Source organism: Hallella multisaccharivorax DSM 17128 (genome assembly GCF_000218235.1).
Classification (GTDB): Bacteria; Bacteroidota; Bacteroidia; order Bacteroidales; family Bacteroidaceae; genus Prevotella; species Prevotella multisaccharivorax.
The window spans coordinates 2,255,841-2,277,928 of sequence record NZ_GL945017.1; the positions used below are offsets into that span (position 1 = coordinate 2,255,841).

12 protein-coding genes, 1 pseudogene and 1 CRISPR repeat array are annotated in these 22,088 nt (G+C 43.9%); of the genes and pseudogenes, 9 read left to right on the forward strand and 4 right to left on the reverse strand.

Annotated elements, in window-relative coordinates:
• Nucleotides 1–2: 2 nt before the first annotated feature.
• The 6 genes from csx2 to PREMU_RS09790 all read left to right on the forward strand — a co-directional run bounded on the left by csx2 (nucleotide 3) and on the right by PREMU_RS09790 (nucleotide 7,482).
• The gene (gene csx2 / locus PREMU_RS09765) at nucleotides 3–1,688 is read left to right on the forward strand and encodes a TIGR02221 family CRISPR-associated protein (RefSeq protein ID WP_007574963.1); all 1,686 of its coding nucleotides are present in this window, start codon (nucleotides 3–5) and stop codon (nucleotides 1,686–1,688) included.
• A gap of 29 nt (nucleotides 1,689–1,717) precedes the next feature.
• A complete protein-coding gene (locus tag PREMU_RS09770; protein WP_007574965.1) occupies nucleotides 1,718–2,203 on the forward strand; it encodes an AAA family ATPase in 486 nt (161 codons plus the stop codon).
• 154 nt (nucleotides 2,204–2,357) lie between these two features.
• Entirely contained in the window at nucleotides 2,358–3,368 is a 1,011-nt protein-coding gene (gene cas1, locus PREMU_RS09775; RefSeq protein ID WP_007574967.1) for a CRISPR-associated endonuclease Cas1, read from the forward strand.
• 18 nt (nucleotides 3,369–3,386) lie between these two features.
• Nucleotides 3,387–4,400, forward strand: coding sequence for a CRISPR-associated primase-polymerase type B (locus PREMU_RS09780; RefSeq protein WP_223918641.1), 1,014 nt, complete (start codon nucleotides 3,387–3,389; stop codon nucleotides 4,398–4,400).
• 12 nt (nucleotides 4,401–4,412) lie between these two features.
• On the forward strand, nucleotides 4,413–4,892 hold the full coding sequence (gene cas2 / locus PREMU_RS09785) for a CRISPR-associated endonuclease Cas2 (protein WP_007574971.1): 480 nt from the start codon (nucleotides 4,413–4,415) through the stop codon (nucleotides 4,890–4,892).
• A gap of 151 nt (nucleotides 4,893–5,043) precedes the next feature.
• Nucleotides 5,044–6,168: a CRISPR direct-repeat array (repeat unit 37 nt; unit sequence CTCTAAGAGCATCTTCCATTACAATAAGGATTAAGAC).
• Between the two features lie 108 nt (nucleotides 6,169–6,276).
• Nucleotides 6,277–7,482, forward strand: coding sequence for an ISL3 family transposase (locus PREMU_RS09790; RefSeq protein ID WP_007574972.1), 1,206 nt, complete (start codon nucleotides 6,277–6,279; stop codon nucleotides 7,480–7,482).
• A 539-nt stretch (nucleotides 7,483–8,021) separates the two neighbouring features.
• On the opposite strand, the gene PREMU_RS09795 is transcribed toward PREMU_RS09790, so the two are convergent.
• Nucleotides 8,022–8,696 carry a nucleotidyl transferase AbiEii/AbiGii toxin family protein gene (locus PREMU_RS09795; protein ID WP_007574974.1) on the reverse strand — a complete coding sequence of 225 codons (675 nt, stop codon included), beginning with the start codon at nucleotides 8,694–8,696 and terminating at the stop codon, nucleotides 8,022–8,024.
• Between the two features lie 160 nt (nucleotides 8,697–8,856).
• Between PREMU_RS09795 and PREMU_RS14625 the strand changes: the two are divergent.
• Nucleotides 8,857–9,186: pseudogene (locus tag PREMU_RS14625) on the forward strand (transposase); the annotation flags it as partial.
• 39 nt (nucleotides 9,187–9,225) lie between these two features.
• Here PREMU_RS14625 and PREMU_RS09805 read toward each other — a convergent pair.
• The 3 genes from PREMU_RS09805 to PREMU_RS09815 all read right to left on the reverse strand — a co-directional run bounded on the left by PREMU_RS09805 (nucleotide 9,226) and on the right by PREMU_RS09815 (nucleotide 18,682).
• Nucleotides 9,226–9,726, reverse strand: coding sequence for a hypothetical protein (locus tag PREMU_RS09805; RefSeq protein WP_156803996.1), 501 nt, complete (start codon nucleotides 9,724–9,726; stop codon nucleotides 9,226–9,228).
• 168 nt (nucleotides 9,727–9,894) lie between these two features.
• Nucleotides 9,895–11,709, reverse strand: coding sequence for an AAA domain-containing protein (locus tag PREMU_RS09810; RefSeq protein ID WP_223918640.1), 1,815 nt, complete (start codon nucleotides 11,707–11,709; stop codon nucleotides 9,895–9,897).
• A complete protein-coding gene (locus PREMU_RS09815; protein ID WP_007574977.1) occupies nucleotides 11,699–18,682 on the reverse strand; it encodes a sacsin N-terminal ATP-binding-like domain-containing protein in 6,984 nt (2,327 codons plus the stop codon). The genes PREMU_RS09810 and PREMU_RS09815 overlap by 11 nt, the downstream gene beginning before the upstream one ends.
• Before the next feature lie 364 nt (nucleotides 18,683–19,046).
• Between PREMU_RS09815 and PREMU_RS09820 the strand changes: the two genes are divergently transcribed.
• Together PREMU_RS09820 and PREMU_RS09825 are read left to right on the forward strand one after the other, a co-directional pair.
• Nucleotides 19,047–20,567 carry a Fic family protein gene (locus tag PREMU_RS09820; protein WP_007574978.1) on the forward strand — a complete coding sequence of 507 codons (1,521 nt, stop codon included), beginning with the start codon at nucleotides 19,047–19,049 and terminating at the stop codon, nucleotides 20,565–20,567.
• Between the two features lie 964 nt (nucleotides 20,568–21,531).
• Nucleotides 21,532–22,053, forward strand: a complete 522-nt coding sequence (locus PREMU_RS09825; protein WP_040558253.1) for a transcriptional regulator — start codon at nucleotides 21,532–21,534, stop codon at nucleotides 22,051–22,053.
• The last annotated feature ends 35 nt before the right edge of the window (nucleotides 22,054–22,088 follow it).

The window sequence follows — 22,088 nt, forward strand, 5'->3', positions numbered from 1 at the left end:
TCATGGCACGCAAACTATTCATATCTATTCTCGGAGCAAGCATCTACGAGACCTGCCGATATGTGCAAGGCAACTTCCACTCTACGGAAACACGGTTCATACAGCAGGCGACGCTTGAGCTCATCGGCAAGAAAGAACCGTGGACAGAGCAGGACAGAATTTGCATCTTGCTAACAGATAGGGCACAACACAGCAACTGGGACAAGGCGATAGCCGAACGCATAGACTCACACACCAAGGCAAACATCCCTTACGAAGGTCTTGAAAGCACCTTGCAACGGATGGGGCTACCAACACAGGTAGCCCCCATACCCATTCCCGACGGCAAGAACGAAGAAGAGATGTGGAAGATATTCCAGACGGCTTTCGACCTGATGGAAGAGGGCGACGAAGTCTATTTCGACCTGACACACTCCTTCCGCTACCTGTCCATGCTCATCCTGGTGCTCGGCAACTACGCCAAGTTTCTCAAGAACGTGCACATCACCCACATTTCTTATGGCAACTATGAGGCACGCACGGATATGGGGGCGCCCATCGTCGATCTGCTGCCTCTGACGATGCTGCAAGACTGGACGTTCGCCGCAGCCGACTTCCTGCAAAACGGGTATGTTGAGAAAATGAGCGAGTTGGCATCCAACTCTATCAAAATATTGCAGAGGAATGAAGCAACGAGAACAGAAGCCAACAAGAGGCTGGCGGATTTTGTTTCCTCATTGAAGAGTCTGGTAGACGAACGTCAGACCTGCCGGGGAATGCACATCAGCGAAGGAGACACGCTGGATGACTTGCGAGTAAGAAGCGAAAAAATTGAAGCCATAGTCATTAAGCCTCTCGAACCCATAATAAAAAAGGTGGTGGCAACAATGCCGGTTTCCGGAGATTCTCTTACAAACTGTCTTCATGCAGCCCAGTGGTGTTACGACAACCATCTTTACCAACAGGCAGTGACGATCTTGCAGGAAGGGGTTGTTACCTTCTTCTGCGAACGGCATGGTATTAGGAAAGACAACGAGGCAGAACGGGGTATTGTCAATTCGGCATTTGTTATCAAGTTCAAGGTATTGCCTCCGGCCCTGTGGACGGTCAAGGATGCTGACAAGGAAAAACTTATTGAGGTGCTGCACGATGTTCTGATAGAACAACCCATTGTCTACCAGACCTTCAACAACATATCCGAAGTAAGAAACGACTACAACCATTCCGGCTATCGCTCGAAGCAGAAACCATTGGAGACGAAGAGCATCAAAGACAACATAGCCAAGGCCCTGAATAATTTCTCGATATGCTTAACTCGGGAATACGAGGAACAAGCCAACCAACGGAGCACATTCGTCAACTTGTCTAACCACCCTTCCGACAAGTGGGACGAGACACAGCTTACGGCAGCTCGCCAATATGGGGAAATCAAGGATCTTCCTTTCCCCGACATATCTGCCGACCTCGACAATAAGAAACTGGACAAGTTGGTAGAAAAAACTCTTGGAAAAATATATCAGACAGCCTATCCCGCCCGGGAAGTCACCATTCATATTATGGGCGAGATGACCTTCACTTTTCGTCTTGTGGAAAAACTGAAAGCTGCTGGCATCCACTGCGTGGCCTCCACATCAGAAAGAGTGGTGCAGGAACTGAGTGACGGTAGGAAGGTGGTGCAGTTCTCCTTCGTTCGATTCAGGGAATACTAAGAATAGTAGAAAGGCAAAAAACAACCATCATGGAGAAAAAACAAGACCCCGATATCGTACTGACGCTCTCTCAGCAGGCACTCGAAAGGCTGAAACAATTTGTTGACGGCAAAGAGGCACGCGCTTTCATCCTCACCGGCTATGCCGGAACAGGAAAGACGACACTGATGAAAGCTCTCATTGGTTGGATGACCGGACAGAATAAAGACTTCGAGCTGCTTGCCTCCATGGGCAGGGCGGCAAAGATACTGAGCAACAAGACCAACCGTCCTGCAACGACAGTACACAGCTGCATCTACAAGTTCAAAGACTTCAACCAGGACATCGAACATGTAGTCAACCAGATAGACCAGTCAGACGGAGAGGACAAGACAGGGCAGCTCCTGCTACAATTTACTGCTTTGAGTGCTGACAACGACGACTATGACAGCAAGATCTATATTGTTGACGAGGCCATCGATGGTGTCGGACATCGCCCAGCATCATCCCTCGCAGGCCATCTTCGGTTCGGGTAAACTGCTCACCGACCACATTGCCTATGACACCAAGGGGCACTACATTTTCGTGGGTGACGCGTGCCAGCGAGCGGCTACACATCTCCGACGACTTCTTCATCGCATGAAATAGGAGTTAGAAAAATATTGAACTTAATCTCAAACTTCAGATCACATGGAATTGATTCTCAACACCTATGGCGTTTCTCTCAATCGCGACAACGAAGGATTCGTCATTACCACCCAAGACGGTCGTCAGCGCATACCCGCCACAGGAATTGATAGCATCCAGATTAGCCGTGGAGCTCAGATAACCAGTGATGCGGTGATGCTTGCCGTGGAAAAGGAGATAGAAGTAATGTTCATGGACCGTTCTGGCAATCCCATAGGTCGGATATGGAGTCCCAGATATGGCTCCATCTCCACCATCCGCAAAGGACAACTCAATTTTGTTTATTCGCACGAAGCTGTAGACTGGATCAAGGAAACCATCTGTCAGAAGATAGAAAACCAGCAGGCTTTGATGCTGCTCTTCAACACTGACAGCGAACAAGAGGTCTTTACCCAGAAGAACATTGCCCGCCTCGAAGACTACCGAAGCAAGATCAGAGCTCTACAAGGCGAGATTGTCAACGACATAGCACCCACTCTGCGTGGCTGGGAAGGTCAGGCCTCCCGCATCTACTTCGCCACCATCAACCACTTTCTGCCCGAGGCTATGCGGTTCAGCGAGCGTAGCCAGCATCCCGCCACCGATGTGGCCAATGCTTTCCTCAATTATGGCTACGGCATCCTCTACGGACGCATTGAGGGTGCGCTCATCAAGGCCGGCGTGGATCCTTACATCGGCGTGCTCCACCGTGACGACTATAACCGGCCAGTCCTGGTCTTCGACATCATTGAGCTCTACCGTATCTGGGTAGACTACGTGGTCTATACATTATTGGCCCAGAACGTGGTCACTGAGGAGTTCTATTCCGTCCGCGACGATGGTTCTTACTGGCTCGAGCCACTGGGCCGCCGCGTGCTTATCCAGTCACTCAACGACTACATGGACGAAGTCATCACCGTGCGCGGCGTCACTCGTTCGCGCCTCACCACCCTATCGCTCTACGTACAGTCGCTGGCCCAGAAGTTCAAGGTTCTATGTCACGTCCTCCCACCCTCCGCCAATGCCAACCCTTAAACACGAACAGCTATGGTCATGTATGGTACAAACATTCAATCGTCTGCCGACGAACTGAAGAAGATTCCCGAGGAACAGCTCTTCAACAGCCTGCGAAACCCCAAGCCCGCCATCGCCAACACGATCCGCCAGCTCCGCATCGTCTATGCCATGGATACTCAGCGCTACAACCAGCTCAAGCGCCAACTTCCATACTTTGTCTGTGGACAGTTCACCCCGCCCTACCGGCGCAAGGAGAACTTCGCCTTCACCGAGACCTTCATCCTCGACATTGACCACCTGTCCGCCAAAGAGCTCTCACTGCCCAGCGTCCGCCAAGAGCTCTTCGCCGATCCAAGGGTACTCATGTGTTTTGCTTCGCCAAGCCAAGACGGACTCAAGGTCATGTTTCGACTCAAAGAGCGGTGCTACGATGCCGGCCTATTCTCTCTGTTCTACAGAGCCTTTGCTGCCACATTTGCCAGCCAGCACCACCTCTCGCAGGTCATCGACACCAAGACCTGCGACGTGAGCCGGGCCTGCTTCATCAGCACAGACCCCAATGCCTGTTACAACCCCCTCTGCGATACAGTCGACCTGAGTACACTGATTGATACCACCAACCCTACCTCAGTATTCGATACCAAACACGAGCTCGACCGGCACGAGAAGATGGCAGCCGGCAAAGGATCTTCTGCACCCGCTGGTCCCAAAGACCCTGACCGCGAGGTACTCGACCGCATACGCTGCCAGCTCAACCCACAAGCCCGCCCACAACGAGAGGCTCCGCCCGCATTCGTACCCCAGCTGCTCAACGACATCATCGGCGACATCAAGACTTTCATAGAGCAAACCGGCATGGTGGTTACAGAGATCATCAACATTCAGTATGCCAAGAAGATACGGGCTAAGGTGGGACTGAAAGAAGCCGAGGTCAACCTCTTCTATGGCCGGAAAGGCTTTAGCGTCGTCATATCACCGCGAAGAGGCACCAGCGAAGAGCTCAACGAGCTGCTGGCCCAGCTTGTCAACCAGTTTTTACTGACCTGCTAAAACATTATGCCCATGAGAAAACCCCGCGGACCCCTGCCCTACATTGAAATTCTAAGGAAGCTGACCCACTCCGGCCTGAGCGGGTCTCCAACCATCAACCGCCCGACAGGTGGTCTCGACCGTATGCCTACTCTCCGTGAACGCATCGACCATCTGTTGGGCATCGTCAACCGTCCATCACGAACTGCCACCAATATGTTATTTCTTGTCATGTATGATATTGAGAGCAACAAAGTGCGATACCATATCGCCAAGTATCTCGAACGCCAAGGATGTACACGCATCCAGCGATCCATCTTTCTTGCCGATCTCGACAAGACCGTTTTCGACACCATCAAGCGTGATTTGGCCGAAGTGCAGTCTCTTTATGACAATCATGACAGCATCATCATCTGCCCCATCTCTACAGACCAGCTGAGGGCTATGAGCATCATTGGCCAGCATATCGATGTAGACATCATCACTCGCAGCCGGAATACACTATTCTTTTAAGTTTCTTTCACTCCGCATTCTTTGACTTCTTGTACATTCTTTGTATCTTTGCACCCGTTTAGAAAAACCCACTTTTCCAAGCTCTTTGTCAAATATTGCTACATAAACAGCGACAAAGGGTTAGGTATATCTGGGAATTTTGATATCTGCCCTCTAAGAGCATCTTCCATTACAATAAGGATTAAGACAATTTTTATCGGCTGCCCGAGCGAATAGAGTCCTTTACACTCTAAGAGCATCTTCCATTACAATAAGGATTAAGACGTTGCTCTCTTTGTTTTCTGTAAAATTTATCATCCTCTAAGAGCATCTTCCATTACAATAAGGATTAAGACTCTCGATGGCTGTAGCCGTCAGATGGATGTCGAAGTCTCTAAGAGCATCTTCCATTACAATAAGGATTAAGACCACCGACGAAACCTGTGATTGTGAAACTGTTCTGTGCTCTAAGAGCATCTTCCATTACAATAAGGATTAAGACGTTTTTCGTTGAACATATATTTTTATCGGCTGCCTCTAAGAGCATCTTCCATTACAATAAGGATTAAGACATCCTGTCTGTGAAGACTACTCGGCTTTGTCCTCCTCTCTAAGAGCATCTTCCATTACAATAAGGATTAAGACACTACGTCAGCCTGATATGCTACGCTTGTGTAGTCCTCTAAGAGCATCTTCCATTACAATAAGGATTAAGACGAAATATTGGTGTGTTATATCATACTCCTCGTAGTCTCTAAGAGCATCTTCCATTACAATAAGGATTAAGACGGCATTCCGATGTCCGTGGCAGAGGGTGTGGAGTTTGAACTCTAAGAGCATCTTCCATTACAATAAGGATTAAGACTACTGTAATGGCAGTACTCTGGCTTGAAATAATCTCTAAGAGCATCTTCCATTACAATAAGGATTAAGACATTCTACATCGGCTGTATACGCCGTATCGGCTAGGTCTCTAAGAGCATCTTCCATTACAATAAGGATTAAGACAGATAAAATTTTTTCAACTTCATATTCTTGCCCGTCTCTAAGAGCATCTTCCATTACAATAAGGATTAAGACTTGAGCAAGCTCATACTTTCGAGCTCGTCAACAATCTCTAAGAGCATCTTCCATTACAATAAGGATTAAGACGCAGCTACTGAATCTGAATCAACTGCTTGTACTTTCTCTAAGAGCATCTTCCATTACAATAAGGATTAAGACCCAACCGCTATAAAACTTCTTAAGGAACTTTTTACACTCTAAGAGCATCTTCCATTACAATAAGGATTAAGACACAACAGAAAAACTCGGTTCTTCCGTTAAATGAATAGATAGGCTGTTGTATATATTTAAAAGAGCTGGTATTATGTATCTTTGTTTGTAGTGCCCAAACTCCAAGAACATGAATACCAGCATAATGCAAAACGCCTTAGGCGTCTCCCGACAGGAATGTCAGGATATGCGCTACGAAGGTAATGAATTAGTTTTGGAAATCCAAACACCCAGGGAAAAACTTTGTTGTCCAGCGTGCGGCAGCCATCATGTTGTTCTTGACGGCAGCCACATTCGTCGCTTTGTAAGTGTGCCAATCGGCTTAAACAAGACTTATCTGGACATGCATGTACAACGTGTTTTATGTCATGACTGTGGGTGTATCCAGCAGGAGAAGATTGATTTTGCCAAGGGGAAACGTCGACATACACAGGCCTTTGCGAACATGGTACTTGACCTGTCACGCTTTGCAACGATCCAGGACATTTCCTGGTTCCTGCAAGTATCGTGGGACGTTGTACGTAACATTCAGATGGAGTTCTTGCAGGCAGAGTACGGAACTCCGGACCTGTCCACATTAAGACGAATATCCATTGATGAGTTCGCAACCCATAAAGGCCAGGTATACAAGACCATTGTGGTCAATCTCGACAATGGTCACATCGTGTATGTAGGAGAGGGAAATGGCAAGGCATCCCTTGATGGGTTCCGGAGCAGACTCGGAGATGACAGACACCGTATAGAGGCTGTCTGCACAGACTTATCCGCCGCATATACCAGGACTGTGACCGAACATCTGCCCCAGGCAGCACTGGTTGTAGACCATTTCCATGTAACTAAGCTCATGAACGAGAAACTCGACCAACTCAGAAGGCAACTCTGGCATGCGGAACGGGATGTCAACAAGCGCAAGGTAATAAAGGGTACCAGATGGCTGTTGCTGAGAAATGGAAATGACATCTTCGATCATCAGCACAGGAACAGATTAGAGAATGCGTTGAGTTTGAACAAGCCTTTGATGACAGCCTATTATCTCAAGGAAGATCTTAAGGAGATATGGAACCAGTGCTGCAAGGACGATGCAGAGAAGGTGCTTGACGAATGGGTCAGACAGGCTTTTGATGCAAAGATACAGCCACTGGCAGTCATGGCATCAACCGTCAGGGCATACAAACCCTACATTCTTGCATGGTATGACCATTATATCTCAAATGGGAGAATAGAGGGAATCAACAATAAGATTAAAGTGCTGAAAAGACAGATTTATGGGTTTAGAAATGATGAATACTTTACCCTAAGACTATATGCATTGCATGATAGGCGTCTACGCATTTAACGGAAGAACCCTAAAAAAGTGGGGCAAAAAGTGGGGCAAAAAGTGGGGCAAAAAGTGGGGCAAAATAAAATAATGAGCAAAGAAAAAGTCCCTAAGTCATTGAAACTCAGAGGCTTAGCCTATTTGTTGATGCGGAGAGAGAGGAACTCGAACCCCTTTTGATAATATCTTTATTGGCAAGCAATTATATCTTCACTCATTCGCCATGTACCGCATGTGTAGCCATGTTTTGGTCTTTTAGAGACCCCCTAACATCTTGTTTTGGCCACATAAAGACCATGTACTCAGTCTTGAAATGAACACTCACTTTTGATTGGGTTCAAAGATAGCAAAAAATGTGCGAGTCACCAAATATTTGGTTGATAATATTTTAAGAATCTTCTTGGCTACACAAAAGGTGCGGGGTGCGAGGTCTATATATGTAGTAGACCTTGCACCCCGCACCTTCTGTGTGAGTCGAATGTTTTTTACGGCGTGAATGACTTCACTGCTATTACAACTAGGCGAGACAGTAAAGGGCGATGCCGAGTCGTGACTTTTTAATCTTGTTTGGCAATTACCGGGAAGGATGAAAACAGCTCAAGCGCAGAGGCTGTCTCTTCTATGAGTTTATTCTTGACAAAAGCTTTAGACTTCGTGTCATTTAGCACCTCATCCAGTCCTTGCATGAGTAGTTTGGGACTTGCCTCCCGCACATGTTCCGCACACCAGAGGGCATATTGGCTTACGCTCTTCCCTGTTCTCATCCTGACGATTTCCTCGTTAATTTCAGTATGATTCTGCAAGAAGAACCACACGTCGAAGATGTCACGTGGGGAGAGACACTCACCCATTGCGCACAACTTATGAGCAAACATGTCGGGCATCGTCATCACGCGGATATCAGTACCAGCCAATGAGCGTGTCTCGTAGTGGTTAGGATATGGACGAATGGATATTTCCACCTTTAGCATGCGCTCCCCTTTGCCATAATCCAGCACAAGCACAGGCCCATAAAGTTTCTTCGCTTCATCGTCAATGGTTCCAAAACGTGTCAGTATAGCTCTTACCTTGTCATATACCAGGTCTAGTTTCTCCGGGACAAGAAGATTGAAATCCAAGTCTGTAGAAAAACGATTAAGCTGGTGGAAGAACATCAATGAAGTTCCTCCCTTGAATGCCATGACATTGCAGAGATCCTTGTCCTTGAAGATAAGGCTCAAAATCTGAGCCATATAGAGTTTATACCCGTTGGTTGAATTAATTAGATAAGATATTCATAATGAAAAAGTTGCACATATCGTTGATTTTTAGTAACTTAGCGTTGTTCAATACATTAAGTTACAAAATCATTGCTATGCGCAACTTCATTGCAAAGTTCCGAAAAATCCTTGAAACCTGCAGATACTTGGCGACAAGGGGTATCTGAGTGCCCCCGTACAGCAGGACTTGTTCTCCGCAGCCAATATCATACTTGACGTACCATATAGGTTGAACCAGAAAAACTGGCGACCGCCAAGCTGGGCGTATAGAAAGTACAGAAAGAGAATTGAAACGGTGTTCTCTCAGCTGAATGACCATTTGATGATGATACGCAACTATGCAAAGCAACCACAAGGGTTCTTCACAAGGATGGCAGCTAAAATCGCAGCCTTTACGATGTTGCAGTATTCCAATTTCATCAATCATAAGCCTATCGGACAAGTCAAATATGCGCTAATTTAATTCAACCAACGGGTAGTTTATGTTTATTCTTGTCCATTATTATTTCAGATTGAGCAGTTCGGTCACTCTCCCAGTCAACATCTTTGATTGGTAGTTTGGCAGGAGTTGTTTGACCTTTGTCTTATTAAGTGGGTGCAGATTGTCGAAATAACAGTTGCCGGCACTAAGATACACCATATCAAGGAAAGCACGCTCGGGAGTGGCTATCATGATGTTATCATGCTGCTCAATACCCTCCATGCCAATCCATAATTCAGGATTGATGATACGGAACTGATAGGTCTTGTCGTCAATCTCAACCAGACGATTCAGATAGCTTACACACGTGATTGCGTCATCGTATTGAAACACGACGCCATACCGCTGAAGTACATACTCCAACGAAATGTAGGCAGGACGGAAAATGCTGCAAGCCATCTCCCTCTCATCGTATGATGCTTTGGTATAGATGCCGCGACGGGGATTGCGTATCCTACCCTTCTTAACGAAATAGTGCAGCGACTTGGCCAGTTTCTGACCATCCTCGCATGTAGTCAGCATCCTCAATGACTGCACATTAAAAACAGATCGGGAGCTGTCCAGAATTATTTCAAGTACATTCTTTTGCGAACCCATCTTCCAAAATATTCGTATTATCAGTTTGCAAAAATAGTGATATAAATTCACAAACCAAAAGAAAACAACTTCATCTTGGCAAATTTATTATTATTATTTTTTCCAGAGTCTGTCCTCATCTATCTTTAAGTTGTTTTCACCTACATGCTTGCATTTTCTCACAAAGTTGTCTACTTTTGATGATATAGATTGCAGTTCTGTCAAGGGTATATCAGAGATAATTAATGTGGTACTCCTTGAACGGCTCGTTGCAACATTAAATCGCCTGTCATCCAAGGCAAATCCGGGATTTCTGCCAGGTATATACAGAATGGCATAATCCACAGTCATTCCTTGGATTCTGTCAATGGTTTCAATCGTCAGTTTATCTGTTGCAGTCTCCGTAAGGAATGATCTCTGCAACTGTTTTACAGTATCTCTGAACGGAGATATGATAGCCAGGGTATACCGAGGATATTTTGTTGTCATCTCTACGATAACATTACCAATCAGCTTCAAAGCTGTTTCGGAAATAATGCCATTAGTGAAGTCTTGCGTGTAACAGTACAAGTCTCCGCCTTCTGATGGGAATAAATCATTCCGACACAATCTTAAATCCAGTCTTTCCTTTTGTACAGAGTAGAAATGATTGCTATAAAAAGTAGACGTCAACTTCGCACTTGCGGGACTAAGGCGGAATGTCGTAATGATTCTATAAGACTTAACATTAGTACCTAGGGCGTAGGTCTTCAGGCCCTCTACTTGTGTATTTACGTTCCATGCCTTATATATGCTTTTTGACGGATTGGTAATAATAGGGGGTAACTGCATAGGGTCGCCCACTATCAGGCATTTCTTTCCCAGTTTCTTGAATGCCAGAATAGTGGCGAGGAAAGCTTGAGAAGCCTCTTCCATGATAACTAAGTCATAAGAGGGCAAGCCGTTATCCGAAATATTCTTTGCATTGTAAACATGCGAAAGCACATAATTCGTAGAACAGAACAAGTCTCCCGCCGCAACTACAAAGCCTTTCTTGGCTGGTTGGATACCAACGGCTTCTTTTCTCTCATCAGCAGATAGATTCGATTTTGATATTCTTCCATCTTCCAAGAATGGTTCCAAGGGAGGCTGCTTAACGAGCTCCATCAATCCTTTATTGGCCATCGTTGTGGCACAGACAGTCTTTTGTTCATCAAGATAATGGGCAATAATGTATGCTATAGTGTAGCTTTTCCCAGTACCGGGAGGACCCTGTAATATGCAGCAATCTTCTTTCTCCAAAGTCTTCATGACTCTTTCGGCAATTCCATTTTCATTCTTTGAGTTATATTCTAACTCTTCAGGATGCCAGTCTTCATAACTTATCTTAGGCTCTAACAATTGTTCTGGCATATCCTTGTAGATTTCAAGAAAGTTAACCAGGTTGTTCATATAATCTACAGGTGGAAATGGATTGAAAACAACCACTTGCAATGACTTCCCAGCCTGTAATGTGCGCTTGAAGCGATCAAACATGGAAACACTGAGGGCAGAGCAACCCACATAATCATACCGGGGATCATTCTTTCTCAGATAATATAATGGCATCAGATCCGATGTTTCAGAATGATACTCTCCGTTCTTGCAAAAATCGAAAAAAGAACAATTCCAATCATATACATTTTGCCCAAGGTCAGCTCTTGCTGCCCTCTTGATTGCCATGATAGACCTTTGGACTTTCAGTCGGGGAGCCCTATCCTTTGGGAATCGTAGCACAACGTGCCCACGGTTCTCATTGATATGATCGACATACCCGAAAACAATTTCTTCACGGCGCAAGAGTTGGTTAACAGGAGACATCATCAAGTTTTTCTGTTCCGCCTCTGCTTCTTTCACTTGGTCAATGAAGAAGTTCTGATAGCCCTCTACTTTACTAATATTAGTCATCATCGATTTTGTCGTTGTCTCCGATATACTCTTTTAATTCATCCGGCAACTGAGCAAACAGCGAGTTGTATCTCTCATTTGAGGTCATACGGATGAGAGTATAAGCCGTACCAGAAACATTATTCAAGGTACGCGAATACAAGTCTCTCAGAATATCTGCTTTCTCATCCTTACTACCTGTCAACTTGATCACGATATCATCCTCGTTGATCCAGTCAAGCAGTTGCTGTTCAGTATTGAAGTATTTGAATTCATTGGCTTTGGGTCCATAATACACACATATTACACATTTATCATTTTCTACATCATTCCATATCTTTGGTGAGACATACATAATGCCATGATATGCACTGCAAGCATGCAATCTCTTACCGCCGACCAATCTGTGATAGGACGACGGTTTTGAGTTGCGAATGAAATCCGCTTCACTTTCTTCCGGTGTCATTCCATGGTCTTTCAAATTATGATAGAGTCTGTATTGTGCCAAGAAGTTGTGGTCAGCAATTTGATCTGCGGTAAGCGAACCATCCCCTAAAGCCTCTCTAATAGCATTTACATCAGCTGCACTAGGTTCTAAAACTTTCAATCTGTGTTCTACGCCATGGGGTTGAAGTATACTGGTACCCCCATAGTTATGAGGATGATACCCACCTTGCCCGGAATGTCCACCATGTTGTCCCCCATGTGGATATACTGGGGGCTGAGGAGAATCCACTCCGCTATCAGGCTCACCACCGCCATCACCTGCTCTGTTATCAGGCTCACCACCGCCATCACCTGCTCTGTTATCAGGCCCACCACTGTCATCACCTGCTCCGTTATCAGGCTCACCACCGTCATCACCCGCTCCATTAACAGGCTCACCACCGTCATCACCCGCTCCGTCAACAGGGGCATAAGATTCTTTCTCGCCAGGTTTGCCATCATCTCCGGCATTAGAATTGTCAGATGTCTCCTTTGTCGTAAATGTTGTACGAACTGGCCCCTCCTCTTCTCCATCAGGAGCCCTTTTGCCTCCTAATATCTGTTTAATACCGGGTATAAGTCGATCAAGTTCATCTTTAAAGCCATCATCAATCATAAGGCGATTCTGCTCTTTGATAATTTCAATGGCATTGTCGCGACTATCCATGATATCCTCAATAACATCTTCGTCAATGTCATCTGTGTCAATACCTAAAAATTTGACATATTCATCAACAAATGACTTAAACACTCGCTTGCTATCAAGAGAATCGACAAAGTAGAAATCGTTTTCTCCAGTTTTATGATAGAACTTCTTAAGAATCTGATTAATAGCTTCGTCTTCAGTGTATGTTATCATGATTGCTTCACACTTATGAAGTGCCAATTCTTCCAACTTCTTGGTATAGCCATCATAGAGTTCCTTCCAGTTTGCATCATCTGTCATACCAGCGATAACCAACGCATATAACTTATGCGTGGTATTGCAACCTGCATATACAGTATCACCCACAGGCTCCATTTTCAAGTCATCTGAGGTGATGGTCTTGATTTTTAGGATGTCGCAGGCTTTCTTGAAAGAATCACCCGATGGGAAGTAAGCCTTATTGATAATTCTCGGGTTGGCCCCAAAGAATTGTTCCAGACTATTGTCCCAGTAGTCGAGTGCGTATAATTCTTTGATCTGTACCTTCTCGTTCTTGTTGTTATACCATACCGCATTCTCATCTTCACGATACTCATCAATTTTCGAATCAAATGATCCGTCATAGCCTTCAATCATCCAATCGAGAAGTTGTGTACGTCTCTCTTGCCCTACGATTGGGATTAAAGCGTACAAAGCATCAAGAAAATCGAGTGATTTCTTGAAAGGCAACAAACCAAACAGAATGGTATCATCAGGCAGTTTTATGTCTGGAAGATTCCTAAGCGGAACCTTGTTCTCCCAGTCTTCTATACTCTTGACGTATCCTGATACTTCTGCGCCATCATACAGATCGGTTGCGCATTTCATGTAATCTTTTGTGGGAATACATGCGATCTTATCAAATTTATGTTCAGACATCAACTGTTTGACGCGCGAGATGGCGGCGTCTTTTTTCAGAAGATAGGTTCCCCAGAAGTATACTGCGCATTTGCGATTTTTCAAACAATCGATGTCTTCTTCCTGGAAGTCACAGTGAATCTTTAGATCTCTGAATATTCTGCCGGTATATTCAGAGCATTCTTCATAGTATGTATCACTCACATAGTCGAAATCTACATTGCAAGATTCGAAATCGAAGAACGGCCTATAAACTGATCCCATAGTGAGAGTGGAAGCATCACAAAAAGAGCCATTCCTGTCAAGAAGTTGTATCTCCCCTATATGTTTGAGATCCTTTAATGTGTCTCCATCTGCATTACGAATGGTAGCAAGATCGTTGATGAACTTGTAATGGAAACCACGTATATCGTCAGTATCGTTATCCTGTATGTCAAGATAACGATCCAGCTTGCGCTGCTGCCAGTCGCTGAGATTTTCAATGCGGTCACCTTCTATTTCGTCAATAATCTCCTTTATCAGACAACGTTCTTCGGAAGAACTGAATGAAATCTGATTAGGAAGTTGGATATATGGGAATGGTTCTTCCTTCTCGCAATCAATATAGATAGTATCGCATATATCGTAAAACTTTCCATCGTGAGCCTTTACGCGCAAGTTGGTTAATTGAGCGACAAGTCCGTCTTCATATCGCTTTTCAAGAGCTTCGCGATTTTCTGCAATTAGCTTAGGAAGACTTTCGTCGTCTATCTCTGATAGCTGGGGAATGACGGTCTCAACTAAGATATCAATAATTTCATATTTTATAGCAGCTTTAGAGAAGAATGATTTCCACCCGTCTATATCATCTTCCTCACCAATGTATTCAGGACTTAGGAATTTCGCTTTCTCATCGAAGATTCTGACAGAATGCTCAATGGCTGCTCCATCCATGTATTCATCAGAAAAATAGATGGGACCTTCCAAGGCTATACTACCATCCTTTAACAGAACAGGCAGACTTGTCATTTCTTCGATAAGATGATCGATAAGGTTATCAGACACATTGTTCTTTAGCCATCGCCAGAATGCAATGTTTAATTCTTCATTTTTTATGGTACTGATAAAGGTGTCAACATTCTTGCTAAGCCAAGTAAAGAAATGTTGGACTGTAAACTTAGAGTTCTCCAAGCGTGTTTCCCAATACTCTGTATTCTCCTCTGTCTTGTAGGCAGGATCAATGATGTCAAGATCTGAAAATTCAACAAGTCCCAAATGAAACAGTTCCTTTGCATTCGCACTGAGCGTCTTATGACCACAAGATTGACGTGCAGGCTCGTCTTGTCCATAAAGATAAACCTTGGCATCCTTCATTTTTATCTGCTGTTCTTGGGTAAGAACATTATAATGGTCTATGATAAACTCATGGAAAGAGACGCTTTCTTCTTTCGAAGATGTATGATCGTTGATGCAATTCATATTCTCGGCAATTACATCGTCGAAGAATTCACTAAACTTGTAAGTCCTCACCCCCAAAGCTATTAAAGACTTGGATTTACCATAGTCAGGGTGCGTCACGGCTACAAGGTCATCAGGAAACCAATTGTAATCAATGATCTCTGTGAGTTCGTTGTCATAGATATACAGATTCTCTTTATCAAGTGAAACATTACTGTTATCACTTGTAACCAGCTTCAGACCTTCAAAGATGTCACCGTCTTTCTCTTCTTCGAAGATCAGTTGATAATGTTCGTCAAGGTATTTAACGAAATCTATGCTCTGACTACCGTCGCGATCATCATTGCCCCCGATATAGTTGAAGATGTCTTTTAGGTTCTGCTTTACAACATTGCGATAGAATATCTTGTCGGTAAGCTCTTCTACGCCGAACGCACGATGAAAGAACTTCTTAAGATCAGCTTTGTTTGCAACATCATCAAAATATGCATTGTCTACCGATGCTATCCAATCTGAGTCTATCCATTCTTTTGCAGAATAGTGTTCAAAATCGGATGAATTGAAGTAAGTATCACAACCGGCTATGAACCATTGCTCATCACCGTCACAATCGAAAACTTTAAGACTATATCCAGACAGTCCTTTGTCAGGAATCAACTTACTGTTAGAAAAGCAGAACTGGACGAAATCACAGCTGGTATCAAAGTCGTCATTTATTACATCAGAGACTTTATCTTTATGATCGTCAGACAAGATAATATCATGAATGATCATCTCATCTGAGTAATCTCTTACATCAAAATTTTCTTTGAAATATTCCTTTGTGACAGAAAGATAATCGTTTGAAAGAAAATGGAACGATATGCCAGACAACCACTTTGATTCGCATATCTCATGGCCCCTTTTTGACGTAAAGAACAAGAAACAATCTTTAAAATCGTCTACCGTCTCATCATGATCATCAATTACTGGAAGAGACAAATAGTCCTCATTAAACGATACATTTTCGGCAAGGAACTTAAAGAAATGAATGGAGGTCTCTTTATCTTTCAGTCTCTGCACGGTTTCCTTATAGTTATCTGACAGAAGCGTTTTGTCCACAAATTCCTCACAGTCGAAATCGGCGAAGGCCTTTTCAACCGTATGATCCCACTCTTCGTTGTCTTTGAAGAACGCTCTTGTCTTCGGGGACAAGAAACAGATGTGATTTGTAAAAGCCCTAAGATCCTCAAGGTACTCATCAACATCATAGAACAGCTCACCAGCAGCGTACAGGTCACCCTCATCTTCGAGGAAGATGTCTTCTTGGAGAAGATCCTCTAAATAACCCCTCTCCAAGAGAAAATTCAAGAATTTGTTGTTATTGTCCTGGTCTTTAAGCCACTCTTGGAAATCATCATTAGCTATCAGATCCGTTAAATTTTCCTCGGTAAACTTCTGATCATCATCTGCATATCTCTTCAGGAATGCATTGAAATTCCTATCTCTGCGAAGCATTGGCAACGGAAGATAATAATCCTCCAGTTCTGTGAACTTACAGAATTCCTCATCTGTCATGATACTAGAAGTGCTAAGCCCAGTCGTATCAAGAATCACATGCTTAACATTGGCTATTCCATGCTTGACGGGGACAATCTGTTTTTTTTCTACGCACTCATTGAACGTTTCTTCAAACTTTTCAATGAACTCATCGTAGAAGTCGTGTTCCTTCTTGCACTTTCTGAAGTCCGGCACAAGAGAGAACACAGAGCCTAACTGATACTTCTTGGAAGTCAGCAGGTCTTTGATCCACACGAATAACTTTTTACCTGCAATAGCTGCTAATTCCGCGTTGAAGTTGGATTCTTTTTCATTAGCGAATCTTACCTCAGTTTCAATATCATTACGGTCTCCCTTAGGTATCATGTCGGTATTCATAAGGAAGGGGAAACCCCAGGATGCTTTTGTGGGCAGATAACAATATAATGTTGCTTTCTCAACAGGCTTTATATTTGCACCTTCATGCTTGCAGGCGAACGAAACCCTGGTGTAGTCAAAGTCCTTATATTTCTCTGGAATACGACTGTTCCCTTTATCTATCGTCTTGTTGATGGATTCTTGAAGCTCAACGGGAATTTCCTCTTCATAATTACCGACTACCCATTCTGCATTGTCGCGTAAGCATAATCTTTCTTCCTTTCCGTTAATGACAACTTTAACAGAATTGATATTAGGAATAAACAAAATGATATTGGCGTCCGCAAAGATGTCCTTAAAGAGATTTTCGTAACTGTTCTTTCCAACATGAAGAATATTTTTATCTTCAGGGCGTAAGGCGATACGAACCCTGAATTTCTTATCACTGGAATCGAATACACTATTCACCTCTTTGGCTACTTCGCGGTGTTCGGTCCAAATTGGCAGAATCTGGAAGGGAGCACCTAAGCGCTTAATCTTGCCGCCGACTTTCTTCTCCGGCGTCTCGCCTTCATCAAAGCGGAAAGAGTAATCACCTGTTTGCAGATATACATAATGGTTGTGCAAGAAAACGGTCTTAAAGCCAATGCCTTTATAGCCAATAGTGTGTTTGTTGGCGATCTTTTCTTTTTCGTTGATACCACAGATGCCTGAGATATTACGAACATTGAATTTGTCGCCAGAATGCATAAACAGCAGGTAATTGTCGGTGATGTGAAATTCCACATCTACCATTTTCCCCTCTACAGGATAGTCGTTGGCATTCTGCAAGAGCTCATATACGAAAGTGGATTCCTTGGCACTAAGTTGTTTGCTAAGCGTGTCAAGGAAATTTGTCGCTGACCCGAAGTTCTTTGATTTGTCGTTATGACGATCCTCAAACAGCGTGTCAATAAACCATTTTGCCTCTATCGGCTTTGGTTGATTTTTTAAATCTATAAATATCTCGTATGGATTGAACTCGTTCCTATGAGAAAGTTTCCATGTAAACAGATAATAGTTGTCTGGCTTTATGCCGCGGATCTCATAAGGATAGGTTATCTTGATAGGTTGCTTATCCTTATCGCCGGGATAATAGGGAATGTGGTCAAAATTCGGCTTACGCAAATCATCAACAAGATAGATTTCATTTTCTTCATCGTAATGGTAGAAACCAATAAATTCGCAGGTGTTGACTCCCCACATCTCAAACAGATCCTGTTCTTGTGCATCCCTGGCACTCACAGCAACAACCGGTCTTGTGATATTGTCAATAGCCCTTAGTGATGAACCAACTAAGTACACTATATATTTTGGAGGATCCTCACGAAGTGCTGAGATATTCATTCTGCACTTAAACGAGCAAGGGCCTTCTGGTATGGGTCTGCTTGAAACCGGTACGTTTAAGTATATTGCTACAAGTGTGGTTGGACGACCATCCAACTTGATATTTGAAATGCTACCCTTATAGAAATCTTTTTTCTTGCTTTTAACCTCATGAGAGAAGATGCCCTCAAAAGTGGTTTCAGCAAAAAAGCGTTCTATTTCTTCATCGGTAGCCCTTCCTAATTGCTTTCGGTTTATAAATTTTGCCATATCGTATATGAATTTCGCTTTTAGATGGTTTGGATTCTTACTATTATGTGTGTGTCTTAAATCCTTTCACGCTGTGAAACGGAGAGTTCCAAGGCGGGGAGCGCTGGCGGGGAAAATATTCGTATTATCAGTTTGTAAAAGTAATGATATAAATTCACAAACCAAAAGAAAACAGCTTCATCTTGGCAAATTTATTATTTTTTATACGTAACGATTAAAATGATACCGTTCACATTGAATGATACAATTATTTTTTATAACTTTGCGCTGTAAATACTAATAATAGTACGCATGTTAAAACTAATATTCGTACATCGATTAAAACTAATATTGATTCGCGCATTCATACTAACAGGATTGTTTTATGGCAAGCATACAGGAGAAGTTGGCTGAATCTCTGAGGGTGTTGAAAGACTATCAGGACAGCCACGGCAACATGGTTATCAAAGGCCATTCGGTACTCGGTGAGACGCATACCAGGAGGCTATTGCAGAACGGTTATCTGCAATCCGTCATCAGAGGATGGTATATCCCGTCGTTTCCGGGGAGTGAGGGCGACACAACCGTGTGGTATGCCTCTTACTGGCAGTTTGTTTCGGCCTATGCCGCCAGCCGTTTCGGCCAAGACTGGTGTCTGACAGCCGAAGAGTCGCTATCGTTCTATGCGGGGGAGACGACATGTCCTTCCCAGTTAATCATCCGGTCGGCCAAAGCCAATAACAACGTGGTACAGTTGCTGCATGGAGATTCATTGATGGACATCACAGCGTCTATCCCCGCAGACATGTACGTAGAGCCGCGATATGGCATCCATCTTTATCCTTTGGCGGAGGCATTGGTATTTTGCTCACCACAGTATTTCATATCAGACGCACTGAACGCCCGCACGTGTCTTGCACAGTTGAAAGATGCTTCTGAAATCATCAGAGTAGTGGCTGACGAAGGTAATACCACACGCGCATCTCGCATCTGTGGGGCATTGCGGAATGTTGGAAAGGGCAGCATGGCTGATGAGATAAGCGGCTTCATGCAACGGTTGGGGCACGGGCTTCGTGAGGAGGACCCATTCACGGAGAAGTCGCCATTGGTAAGTATCGGAGCGTCGCCCTACGCTATCAGGATCCGACTCATGTGGGAGAAAATGAAAGCGCAGATCGTGTCGCTTGGCATTGTGCTTCCGATCAATAACAACGACGTTGATTCCGTTATCGCCAACATGGAAGCCAACTATGTGAAGGACTCCTACCATTCACTCTCCATCGAAGGCTACCGCGTTACGGAAGGACTGATAGAGAAGGTAAGGAGCGGCAACTGGAATCCTGCCGCTAACGGCAAGGACTCTGAGCAGAGAAATGCGCTTGCTGCCCGTGGCTACTATCAGGCTTTCGAAGCCGTAAAGAACAGCGTAAGGAAAATTCTGACAGACGGTCATCCCGGCAAAACTGTCGCCGATGATTTCCCGGCGTGGCACTTTGAACTCTTCCAGCCTTGTATCACCGCGGGCATCATCAAGGCTTCAGACTTGGCGGGATACCGCAGCCACCAGGTATATATCCGCAACTCCAAGCACACGCCTCTGAACCCTGATGCACTGAGGGATGCCATGCCCACTTTCTGTGAGCTTCTGGGCAAGGAAGAGAATGCTTACGTCAGAGCCATTCTCGGACACTTCTTCTTTGTGTATATTCATCCTTACATGGACGGCAACGGACGTACTGCACGTTTCATCATGAACACCCTGCTTGTCACCGCCGGACTGCCGTGGACGGTTGTCCCGGTCGAACGACGAAGCATCTACATGGCCGCACTTGAAAAAGCCAGCATTGATGGAGACATTTCCGATTTTGCTCAATTTATCTTCGGACTGATCAAAGAATCCTGCTGACACCTTTTCCTGCAAGTGATGCAGAAGTAAGCGTAAGTAATTTCAAACCGCAGTATGTGTGTTCTCCACGGATACTGCGGTTTTTTATGCTCTGGCATCAATGCTGCGCCATAATAGTCAACTTGAACAGCAGCGTCTTATGGTGGATGGAGGAGTGATGTAGGCTCCGTCCCTCCCAGCAATTTGCAAGACGATAACTTCGATGGTCTGTATAAGACGCCAAGTCCAAGTTCCTTGTCAATTTTCGGATAGGTATAGGTGCTATTAGCCAGCCGAATGATGACACCTTTATTTTCAGATGCTCCAAGGACATTGAAACGAATTCATGTCGCTATAGGCAGCAAAGTTTTCTAGTAGAGTAGATTACCTTTCCGCGCTTCGTGATGCAACTGATGATTTGACTATCAATTGTTTCCGGCGTTCATATCTGTTATTTTGTCGTAAATTTACTGTATATTTTCGACAAAGGACAAATAAAACCACAGACATTTATTCTTCATAGATTTAATTCTTGCGTCTCTGGTCTATCTCAAGACCATTTACCTACTTGCTTTTGCCTTGTCAGGTCAAGGTTAATGCTGCTTCATAAATTGCTTGGTTATTGGTTGGATTTTACCCTTTCATTATGTATCATGCAGATTGCTTTCCTTAATGATGTGGTTCTTATTTTCAGATTACGATAGGCCTGTTTTGTTGTCAGTGGTTCCCATAGACACCGCTTTTGTGTAAGAAGCGGAATTATTCAAGAGATGAGAGGCCCTGAATAACTTTCATCCTAATTGATTCGCGTGCAAAGGTACTCCTTCATGTACCGTTTATTATAAAAATATATCAAGATATATAATTTTATAGATGTCTAATAATCAAACAATTATAATAGTATTTTATATGACATAAAGTTTATAAACCAAACGCAGGTTTTATAAACTTTATGTTTACTTCCCCTTTTTTAGAAATTTGCAACATGAAACATCGTGACAGTAAATACAAGACAATTCTCATTACCCCAGAGATCTTGTCATCTGACAATCATGAGGATATTATTAAAGCGATATCAATCATGACCGGACGGGATTTGAGCTATCTTAGCAAGATCTTTAAAGGTACGGCTAATCCTAGCATTGATGTGCTACAGGATATTGCAGGTTCTCAGGGAATACGGTACGTAATCCTTCCTGTTCCGGAATCTTCTTCTTTAAAAAGACTGCTCCTTCGCTATGGAGAGGAAAAACAACATTATTGGAAGATACCCAAAGAAGGATGCATTACGCTTTTTGATTTCTTTGTAGAGGCGGCCAGGAATCATGACATCACACCCAGCCCTTCCGTAACGAAAGCTGTATATATCCTTACGGCAATCATTGCCCGTGCTGCACTGATCAACCATGGTTCAGACGAGCTTTCCCAAATATTGGAAGGCTTCTCAAATGAGATTGCCACATTCATTTGGAACAAGACACATCCAGATCCAACGGGGCATAAATAACAATAATACACTGTGATCATAATCTTATATCATTT

Excerpts from the sequence above, each read along its gene's own strand:
- csx2 (WP_007574963.1), top strand. The coding sequence starts at position 3 with ATGGCACGCAAACTATTCATATCTATTCTCGGAGCAAGCATCTACGAG.
- PREMU_RS09770 (WP_007574965.1), top strand. The coding sequence starts at position 1,718 with ATGGAGAAAAAACAAGACCCCGATATCGTACTGACGCTCTCTCAGCAG.
- cas1 (WP_007574967.1), top strand. The coding sequence starts at position 2,358 with ATGGAATTGATTCTCAACACCTATGGCGTTTCTCTCAATCGCGACAAC.
- PREMU_RS09780 (WP_223918641.1), top strand. The coding sequence starts at position 3,387 with ATGTATGGTACAAACATTCAATCGTCTGCCGACGAACTGAAGAAGATT.
- cas2 (WP_007574971.1), top strand. The coding sequence starts at position 4,413 with ATGAGAAAACCCCGCGGACCCCTGCCCTACATTGAAATTCTAAGGAAG.
- PREMU_RS09790 (WP_007574972.1), top strand. The coding sequence starts at position 6,277 with ATGAATACCAGCATAATGCAAAACGCCTTAGGCGTCTCCCGACAGGAA.
- PREMU_RS09795 (WP_007574974.1), bottom strand. The coding sequence starts at position 8,696 with ATGGCTCAGATTTTGAGCCTTATCTTCAAGGACAAGGATCTCTGCAAT.
- PREMU_RS09805 (WP_156803996.1), bottom strand. The coding sequence starts at position 9,726 with ATGCTGACTACATGCGAGGATGGTCAGAAACTGGCCAAGTCGCTGCAC.
- PREMU_RS09810 (WP_223918640.1), bottom strand. The coding sequence starts at position 11,709 with ATGATGACTAATATTAGTAAAGTAGAGGGCTATCAGAACTTCTTCATT.
- PREMU_RS09815 (WP_007574977.1), bottom strand. The coding sequence starts at position 18,682 with ATGGCAAAATTTATAAACCGAAAGCAATTAGGAAGGGCTACCGATGAA.
- PREMU_RS09820 (WP_007574978.1), top strand. The coding sequence starts at position 19,047 with ATGGCAAGCATACAGGAGAAGTTGGCTGAATCTCTGAGGGTGTTGAAA.
- PREMU_RS09825 (WP_040558253.1), top strand. The coding sequence starts at position 21,532 with ATGAAACATCGTGACAGTAAATACAAGACAATTCTCATTACCCCAGAG.